We start from the raw sequence: 8,362 nt of genomic DNA on the forward strand, positions 1-8,362 counted from the left end.
CACCCCGCGCAAATGCCTTGACTACAGAACCCCCGCAGAGGCCTTCTCAGACCACCTGTTGCACTTCAAACGAGAATCCACCTTCCCGCCTGCGCGGGAATGACAATTGAAAAACACTCCCCACAAAGCAAAACGGGAGCGGACCGAAGCCCGCTCCCGCCTTGCGACCGTTCAACGTCGACGGGGGGTCAGTTCACGTCGAAGCGGTCGGCATTCATCACCTTCGTCCAGGCCTTCACGAAGTCGGTCACGAACTTCGCCTGGTTGTCGTCCTGGGCATAGACTTCCGAATACGCCCGGAGGATCGAGTTCGAGCCGAAGGTCAGGTCGACCAGTGTCGCCGTGAACTTCGTCTTCCCGCTCTTGCGGTCGATCACGGCATAGCTGCCGTCATCGCGCTTTTCCCAGCGGTTCGACATGTCGACGAGATTGACGAAGAAGTCGTTCGTCAGCGCACCCGGACGGTCGGTGAAGACGCCGTGCGCCGTCCCGCCATGATTGGTGCCCATCGCCCGCATGCCGCCGACGAGGACGGTCATTTCCGGCGCGGTCAGCCCGAGAAGCTGGGTCCGGTCGACCATCATCTCCATCGACGCAGCCTGGTATTTCTTCACGTGATAATTCCGGTAGCCATCGGCCAGCGGTTCCAGCGCGTCGAAGCTTTCCGCGTCAGTCATCTCGTCGGTGGCGTCACCGCGGCCCGGCGTGAACGGCACTTTCACATCGACACCGGCGGCCCTGGCGGCTTTCTCGATCCCGACATTGCCCGCCAGCACGATCGTGTCGGCCAGGCTCGCCCCGGAGGCTTTCGCCAGCGGCTCGAGCGTCGACAGCACTTTCTGCAGGCGGGACGGCTCATTCGCCTCCCAGTCCTTTTGCGGGGCGAGGCGGATGCGTGCGCCATTGGCGCCGCCGCGCATGTCGGACCCGCGATAGGTTCGCGCACTGTCCCAGGCCGTCGAGACCAGTTCGGCAACCGTGAGACCGCTGTCGGCGATTTTCTTCTTCAGACCGTCGACATCATAGCCCGTCGGGCCGGCCGGGATCGGGTCCTGCCAGATCAGGTCTTCGTCCGGCACGTCCGGACCGATATAGCGGACTTTCGGGCCCATATCGCGGTGGGTCAGCTTGAACCAGGCCCGCGCGAACGTGTCCCTGAAATAGTCCGGATCGGCGCGGAAGCGCTCCATGATCTCCCGGTAGATCGGGTCGACCTTCATCGCCATGTCGGCGTCGGTCATCATCGGCATCGTCCTGATCGACGGGTCCTCGACATCAGGCGGCATGTCGGCTTCGTCGATCGAGACCGGCTTCCACTGGTTCGCGCCGGCCGGGCTCTTCGTCAGCTCCCACTCATGGTCGAGCAGCATGTCGAAATAGCCCATGTCGAACTTGGTCGGGTTCGACGTCCACGCGCCTTCGATACCGCTGGTCACCGTGTCGCGGCCATGTCCCTTGCCGCCGGAATTCGCCCAGCCGAAGCCCTGCGCCTCGACGCCGACAGCTTCCGGGTCCGGGCCGAGCGTGGAGGCATCGCCATTGCCGTGCGCCTTGCCGACGGTGTGACCGCCGGCGGTCAGCGCCGCGGTCTCCTCGTCGTCCATCGCCATGCGCTTGAACGTCTCGCGCACCGCCAGCGCCGTCTTGGCCGGGTCGGGCACGCCCTTCACGCCTTCGGGATTGACGTAGATCAGACCCATCTGCACCGCGGCGAGCGGGTTTTCGAGCGTTTCCTCGAGGTCGCTCTCATAGCGGTCGCGGCCGAGCCATTCGGTCTCGCCGCCCCAGTAGACGTCCTTTTCCGGATGCCAGATATCCTCGCGGCCGAAGGCGAAGCCGAACGTCTTCAGGCCCATCGTCTCATAGGCCATGTTGCCGGCGAGGATCATCAGATCGGCCCAGCTGATCTTGTTGCCGTACTTCTTCTTGATCGGCCACAACAGGCGCCGCGCCTTGTCGAGGCTGACATTGTCCGGCCACGAATTCAGCGGCGCGAAGCGCTGATTGCCCGTGCCGCCGCCGCCGCGTCCGTCGGACAGGCGGTAGGAGCCGGCCGAGTGCCAGGCCATGCGGATCATCAACCCGCCATAATGGCCCCAGTCCGCCGGCCACCACTCCTGGCTGTCGGTCATCAGATCCTTGAGATCCTGCTTCAATGCCTCGACATCGAGCGTCTTCAGCGCCTCGCGATAGTCGAAATCCTCGCCCAGCGGATCACTCTTGCGGTCGTGCTGGTGCAGGATGTCGAGATTGAGCGCATTCGGCCACCACTGGGTGACCGAGTGGCTGGCCGAAGTCATGCTGCCGTGCATGACCGGGCATTTGCCTTGACGCGTTTCGTTTCCGTCCATGGTGAGGACCTCCCTTCGAGCGCGGCGTTCGAGCGGCCGCTTTTTCGCGTGTGGGGGGAGTATGGCTCCGCGAACGGGGATAAAGCCAATCGATAATTACGTGGTGAGGTATAGATACAATGAGTGGGTTTATCGGATGGATCATGGGGTCCCCATGAAAATGGGGACCTGAATTTCGCATTCTCCCCGAATTCGGCGATTCCCGGACGCCCCGTGGGGCGATCCGGGATCCAGAGAATGCATGAGGCCGGACCCTGGCTCTCGCAAAGCTCGGCCGGGGAGCGTCATTCCAACAATTCCGTCACCCCCGTGAAGACGGGGGTCCAGATTTCATGTTGTTCTGGACTCCCGCATGCGCGGGAGTGACGCGCATTGATCTATGTCCCGACCTGGCCTGTCCCTGCGGAGGCGGAGATGCCGGGACCTACCGTCGCCGGGGGCCAGGCACGGCAATGACAGCCGCTGCCTCCCTTCTCCCCTTTTTGAAGGGGAGAAGGTGCCCGAAGGGCGGATGAGGGGTTCTGCTCCGTAGTCAGACGAGGGAGTCTGCCCCCTCACCCGGCGCTTCGCGCCACCCTCTCCCCCAAATGGGGGCGAGGGGAGAGCGTGTCGTTCGCACTGACGGTAGGCCCCGGAATAAATCCGGGGCAGAGTGTTGGCGGATGAAAGGGAAAGCCCGATGCCCCTGACCGCCACGCTCCTCGCCCTTGTTCAGGCGGCCTCGCCCGCCGAACCGCCCGACTGCGCGGTCTATGAGGCGTGGTTTGCACGACAGGAAGCGCTTCACACGCGATTTCGCGCATCACCTGTGCAAAGCCCGATGGGTTACCAATCCATCGATTCTCCCGGATTTCGGCAGAACGTCGAAAGAATTCTAGACGGCTCCGACACCTTCTACCGGAGCTTAAGCGTAGAAGCGGCACTGCAAGAACGAGCCGAACACGATGCGGTGCTGGCGGAGGAGTGGGACCGAATTCAGCGTGAAGAACCAGAGTTGTTTTTAAACCCCTTATGGCACGCACCTGGGATCGACTACGAGGCCGGCTACTATCGAGACCGCATTTTCTACCGTGTTGAAACGCGCGCGAGCGCGAGATTGAACCGATCGGCGCCTGAACCTGTTTCCCTGCCGGAAGGTATCGTGGAAGCGATTGAAGGTTGGCCGGAAAGAGAACCGCTCGATTGCTCAATGTATTCTTCTCAAGCGCGATCGCATGAAAACGACCTGAATCGTTCGCGACCGCTTGCTTTTTCTCCCGCCGCGTTCAGCACTAACGGGCAATTCGCCGTCATTTACATCGAGGATGTCTGCAATGCCGTGTGCGGCTGGGGTGGATTCTATCTTCTCGAACGCATTGACGATGAATGGGTCGTGATTGGCAGTGCCGGAGAATGGGTTGGCTAAAACCGTCTTCCCACCCAGTCCGTGATCAGCGCTGCCAGTTCTTCCGGCTTCTCCCACATCGTCCAGTGGCCGCAGCCCTCGATCACGTGCATTTCGAGGTCCTGACAGAGGGCCGGCATCCAGCGTGCCAGCGAGGGCGGCAGCATGAAATCGCACTCCGCCGAGACCATCAGGCAGGGCATGGAGAGGCGGAGATCGACCCCGCCCATCCGCTCCCAGTTGGCATCGAAATTCTTGTAGAGATGGATCGGCGTCCTGAAACCCGTCTTGCGATAGGTGTCGGCGAAGACCCTCCGGTCCTCCGGTGACACCACGATGCGGTCGTCCGGCCGGCCTTCGAAATCCATGAACAGCGCCACGATATGGCTCAGCTGCGGGCGCATCGCCTCCATCGCGCGGGCCGGGACCGGCGCGCCGAAGATGAAGGCGAAGAAATCGTCCTCGCGGCCTTCGAAGGCCTTTTCGATTCCGTCTTCCTGGAAGCGGAGGATGTAATGCTCCGGCCCGCTCAGTTCGCGGAAGGCGGCGCTTGGCGGGGTGGAGGGGCGCGGCAGGTGCGGCGTGTTCACGCCGATCGCGCCGAGATAGCGGTCCCCCGCGAGCGCCGCGCCGGGCCAGGAGATCAGCCCGCCCCAGTCATGCCCGCACCAGATCGCCTTCTCGATGCCGAGCGCGTCGAGGAGGCCCGTCAGGTCCGCAACCATCGTGTCGATGCCGTAGTCCTTTGCATCGGGCGGCGCATCCGACCCGCCGAAGCCGCGCAAATCCGGCGCGATGACGCGCCGCCCTGCCGCTATCAGATCGTCCCACAGCGGGCTCCAGGAAAAGGCGAGCTCCGGCCAGCCATGCAGGAGCAGGATCGGTATCCCGTCCTCCGGTCCGCCGATATGGACGGAAAGCTCGATCCCGTTGGTGGCGATGCGCTGCGGCGCGGGGAATCCGGTCAAGCGGCAACCTCTTTCTTCGCGCGGCGCAGCATGGAGACGGTGAAGCAGGCGAGACCCGCCCAGATGAAGCCGAATGTCACCGCGTGCGCCGGGGTGAAGACCTCACCATAGGCGACCGCGCAGGCAAATTGCAGGGAGGGCGCGACGAATTGCAGGATTCCGAGCGTCGCCATGTTCAGACCCCGCGCCCCGATGATGAAGAGCAAGAGCGGCGCGACCGTCATCGGCCCGGTCAGGATCAGGAGCGTGGCCGGCCACCAGCCATCGTTGAAATGCCCCTGGCCCTGCGCCGTGACAAAGCCGAGCGCGATCATCGATGGGATGGCAATGATCACGGTTTCCACCAGCATGCCGACCCGTCCATCGACCGCGATCGTCTTGCGGATATAGCCATAGGCGGTGAAGGTGACGGCGAGGAAGAGCGCCAGAACCGGCAGATGCCCGACCGAGACGACCTGGTTGATCACGCCGATCAGCGCCAGCGCGATGGCGGCGATGCGCCACGGGCCGAGCTTTTCCCGGAAAACGAGGAGGCCAACGGCGACATTCATCAGCGGATTGATGAAATAGCCCAGCGAAACCTCCAGCACCCGGCCTTCATTGACCGCGAAGATGAAGGTCCACCAGTTCGCCGCGATCAGGATGGCGGTGAGGAGGAGGAGACCGAGCACGTTCGGCTTGGTCAGCGCGCTGACCACCGCCGTCCAGTTCTTCCCGGCCCAGATCACCAGCAGCAGGGTCGGCACCGACCACAGCGCCCGGTGCAGCACGATCTCGGTCGCGCTGGCAAAGCCCAGAAGCTTGTAGAAGATCGGCGACAGGCCCCAGATCGTATAGCTCGACAGGGCCGCGATGCCGGCCCGCATGGACTCTGGTGGCTGGGTCGGGGTCATGGCGCGGGCCTCCGGTCAGGGGAGGCCCGCATATAAGTCTGCTTCACCGGCCCCGACACCCGGAAATTGCGCAGGGGCGGTCTGCTGAAATGAGGGTCAGCCCAGAAGGCCGCGATTGTTCAGCCCTTCGGCGATCTGAACCGCGTTCAGCGCCGCACCCTTGCGCAGATTGTCGGCGACGATCCACAGCGCCAGCCCGTTTTCCACCGTCGGGTCCTCGCGCACCCGGCTGACGAAGACGGCGAACTCGCCGACGCTTTCCACCGGCGTGATGAAACCGTCATCCTCACGGTTATCGATCAGCATCACCCCCGGCGCCTCGCGCAGCGTGTCGCGCGCCAGCTTGGCGGAGATCTCGTTCTCGAACTCGACATGCGCCGCGACGGCGTGGCCGACGAAAACCGGCACCCGGACGCAGGTTGCGAACAGCTTGATCTTCGGGTCGAGAATCTTCTTGGTCTCGACCGTCATCTTCCATTCTTCCTGGGTAACCCCGCCCTCCATCAGATCGCCGATCCGCGGGATCACGTTGAAGGCGATCTGCTTGGGGAATTCGTTCTTCTCCACCTCGTCATTGACGAAGATGCCGCGCGTCTGACGCCACAACTCGTCCATCGCCGCATTGCCCGCACCCGACACCGACTGATAGGTCGCGCAGGACACCCGCGTGATGGTCGCGAGGTCATGCAGCGGCTTCAGCGCCACCACGGTCTGGATGGTCGAGCAGTTCGGATTGGCGACGATCCGCTTCTTCTTCGCCCCTTCCAGCGCATCCGGATTCACCTCCGGCACGACCAGTGGCACGTCCGGGTCCATGCGGAAGGCGGAGGAATTGTCGACGATCATCGCGCCCGCGGCGGTGATCTTCGGCGCCAATACCTTGATCGCGTCCGACCCGCATGAGGCGAGCACCAGATCGACCTTCGAGAAGTCGAAAGTCTCGCTGTCCTCGACCTTGATGTCACGGTCGCCATAGGAGACCTCGACGCCGATCGATTTCCGGCTCGCCAGCGCGTGCACGCTGTCGGCGGGGAATAATCGCTCCTCGAGAATGGTCAGCATCTCCTTGCCGACCGCGCCCGTGGCCCCCAGAACCGCGACCCGTACACCCATCTTGAAAGTCCTCGCCTGTTGAAGTCTCGCACCTGCACTTAGAGCCTCGCGCACCCGGACGGGAGGGGGCAGGTGTGAATATGTGGACTAGCTTTGCGCCGAAAACTCGGCGGAGAGCGCTTTCATGTGGCCCGTGGCCTGCGCGATCGGATCGGAATGCAGCCGCCGCAAGAGCGCATGCGCACCCGACTGGGTGAGAAACGCCTCAAGCTCGGTCAGCTCGTCGAGATAGGCCGCGACGTCCGAGGACGCATCCGCGGCGGGGACGATCAGGGCCTGTTGCGCCGCCTTGGTGTCGGCGAAGGCCCGGAAGACCGCTTCGGCATCGCCCTGCGCCATCCGCTGGCGCAGCTTGCCGGCATCGGGATAGCCGGCCGGCGTGGCAATCGAGGTGCGCACGAAATCTTCCAGCGCGTCAGACAGGTTTTCGAGCCCTTCGCGGAAGCGTCTCTGGACATGGTCGGTCTGCGCCAGCGCCGCCGACTTCTGCAGCGCTTCGGCCTGCAGCGCACCCTGTTCGCGGGTCGCGCGCAATTCCTCGGACTGGATCCGGAGCTCGCTCGCCTGCTGCAGGAATCCCAGCACCAGCCACAGGAAGGCCGCCGGACCGAACAGGCCGGCGAGGAAGTCCCCGATCTCGTTCAGGCTCATCGCGTCGAGTTCGCCGAGACGCGGCACCACGATCGGCAGGACAAAGGCGAGATAGGAGATCGTCAGGACCAGGCCGAACCACATGAGGCCGTTCTTCCGCCGCTCGCGGCGCGCCATGCGGCCATAGGCGGCGATACGCGACAGGATATCCGTCATTCCTCGTCCCCGCGCGAGACGCGCGACCGCAGGAGGACAGCCGCCACGATCAGGACCACGACACCGATCGCGATCACGTCGAGCCAACTCGCCCCGAGCACGGCCGGGCGGGTCAGGGCCTCGAGGCTGGCAATACCGCCGAGATGGCGGTCTCCGCCGGCGAAGCCGACATAGACGGCCAGGCCGATCATCGCCGCGGCACCCAGCCCCGCCCACCGGATCATCGCCGACGGGTTGAATCCGGCCGAAGACCGGCGCGCGCGCTCACGCGCCCGGTGGGTACGCTCCAGAAAGGCACGGCGCCGTCTGGTCATGCCGGAGACGCCAATTCGCGAAGAGATGGGGCAGATGCCATGCGGCTGATATTAGGGCTGCAGTGAGCCTTCGCACAGTTTTTCTTGCGCTCCAGGCCTGCAAGCGTCATATCTGTGTACGCACGGGCGGCCTTGATGGCCCGGCGGAATACTGTGGTGAATGCCCGGCCATGCCGGAAAATGAAAACTCAGCCTTCCCCGAACTTCGTTGCCTGACTGCCCTGCCGGGACGCCGGCGGGATTAGTGAATTGCGCCGGACGCGGCGTATAGCGGGAAGGTTCCCCAATCATGGCCACAGGTACGGTCAAATTCTTCAACAAGTCGAAGGGTTTCGGCTTCATCACTCCGGATGACGGCGGCGCGGACGTGTTCGTCCATATCACCGCGATCCAGTCCTCGGGTCTCCCGGGTCTCGACGACGGCCAGCGCGTGTCTTTCGACACCGAGCCGGATCGTCGCGGCAAGGGTCCGAAGGCGGTCAATCTGCAGTACGCCGAGTAATTCCGCCCATAACGGAATTCGAAACGGCAG

8 protein-coding genes are annotated in these 8,362 nt (G+C 63.8%); 2 read left to right on the plus strand and 6 right to left on the minus strand.

The features are described from left to right. Positions 1-188: 188 nt before the first annotated feature. The gene (katG, locus tag ACFOOR_RS06970; protein ID WP_343164966.1) at positions 189-2,351 is read right to left on the minus strand and encodes a catalase/peroxidase HPI; all 2,163 of its coding nucleotides are present in this window, start codon (positions 2,349-2,351) and stop codon (positions 189-191) included. Between the two features lie 679 nt (positions 2,352-3,030). On the opposite strand from katG, the gene ACFOOR_RS06975 reads away from it, so the two are divergent. After that, positions 3,031-3,756, plus strand: coding sequence for a hypothetical protein (locus ACFOOR_RS06975; RefSeq protein ID WP_343164965.1), 726 nt, complete (start codon positions 3,031-3,033; stop codon positions 3,754-3,756). Here the strand turns inward: ACFOOR_RS06975 and ACFOOR_RS06980 are convergent. From ACFOOR_RS06980 to ACFOOR_RS07000, 5 genes are all read right to left on the minus strand, one after another. Further along, positions 3,753-4,703 (minus strand): alpha/beta fold hydrolase, encoded by a 951-nt coding sequence (locus tag ACFOOR_RS06980; RefSeq protein ID WP_343164964.1) that lies wholly within the window; start codon positions 4,701-4,703, stop codon positions 3,753-3,755. The two genes, ACFOOR_RS06975 and ACFOOR_RS06980, sit on opposite strands and share 4 nt — an antisense overlap. Then, the gene (gene rarD / locus ACFOOR_RS06985; protein ID WP_343164963.1) at positions 4,700-5,596 is read right to left on the minus strand and encodes an EamA family transporter RarD; all 897 of its coding nucleotides are present in this window, start codon (positions 5,594-5,596) and stop codon (positions 4,700-4,702) included. The genes ACFOOR_RS06980 and rarD overlap by 4 nt, the downstream gene beginning before the upstream one ends. A 96-nt stretch (positions 5,597-5,692) precedes the next feature. Then, a complete protein-coding gene (locus ACFOOR_RS06990; protein WP_343164962.1) occupies positions 5,693-6,709 on the minus strand; it encodes an aspartate-semialdehyde dehydrogenase in 1,017 nt (338 codons plus the stop codon). An 87-nt stretch (positions 6,710-6,796) separates the two neighbouring features. Next, positions 6,797-7,516 (minus strand): hypothetical protein, encoded by a 720-nt coding sequence (locus ACFOOR_RS06995; protein ID WP_343164961.1) that lies wholly within the window; start codon positions 7,514-7,516, stop codon positions 6,797-6,799. Beyond that, on the minus strand, positions 7,513-7,830 hold the full coding sequence (locus tag ACFOOR_RS07000; protein WP_343164960.1) for a hypothetical protein: 318 nt from the start codon (positions 7,828-7,830) through the stop codon (positions 7,513-7,515). Before ACFOOR_RS07000 ends, ACFOOR_RS06995 begins: the two co-directional genes overlap by 4 nt. A 286-nt stretch (positions 7,831-8,116) precedes the next feature. On the opposite strand from ACFOOR_RS07000, the gene ACFOOR_RS07005 reads away from it, so the two are divergent. Next, on the plus strand, positions 8,117-8,332 hold the full coding sequence (locus ACFOOR_RS07005) for a cold-shock protein (RefSeq protein ID WP_343164971.1): 216 nt from the start codon (positions 8,117-8,119) through the stop codon (positions 8,330-8,332). The last annotated feature ends 30 nt before the right edge of the window (positions 8,333-8,362 follow it).

Source organism: Hyphobacterium vulgare (assembly GCF_042643335.1).
GTDB lineage: Bacteria > Pseudomonadota > Alphaproteobacteria > Caulobacterales > Maricaulaceae > Hyphobacterium > Hyphobacterium vulgare.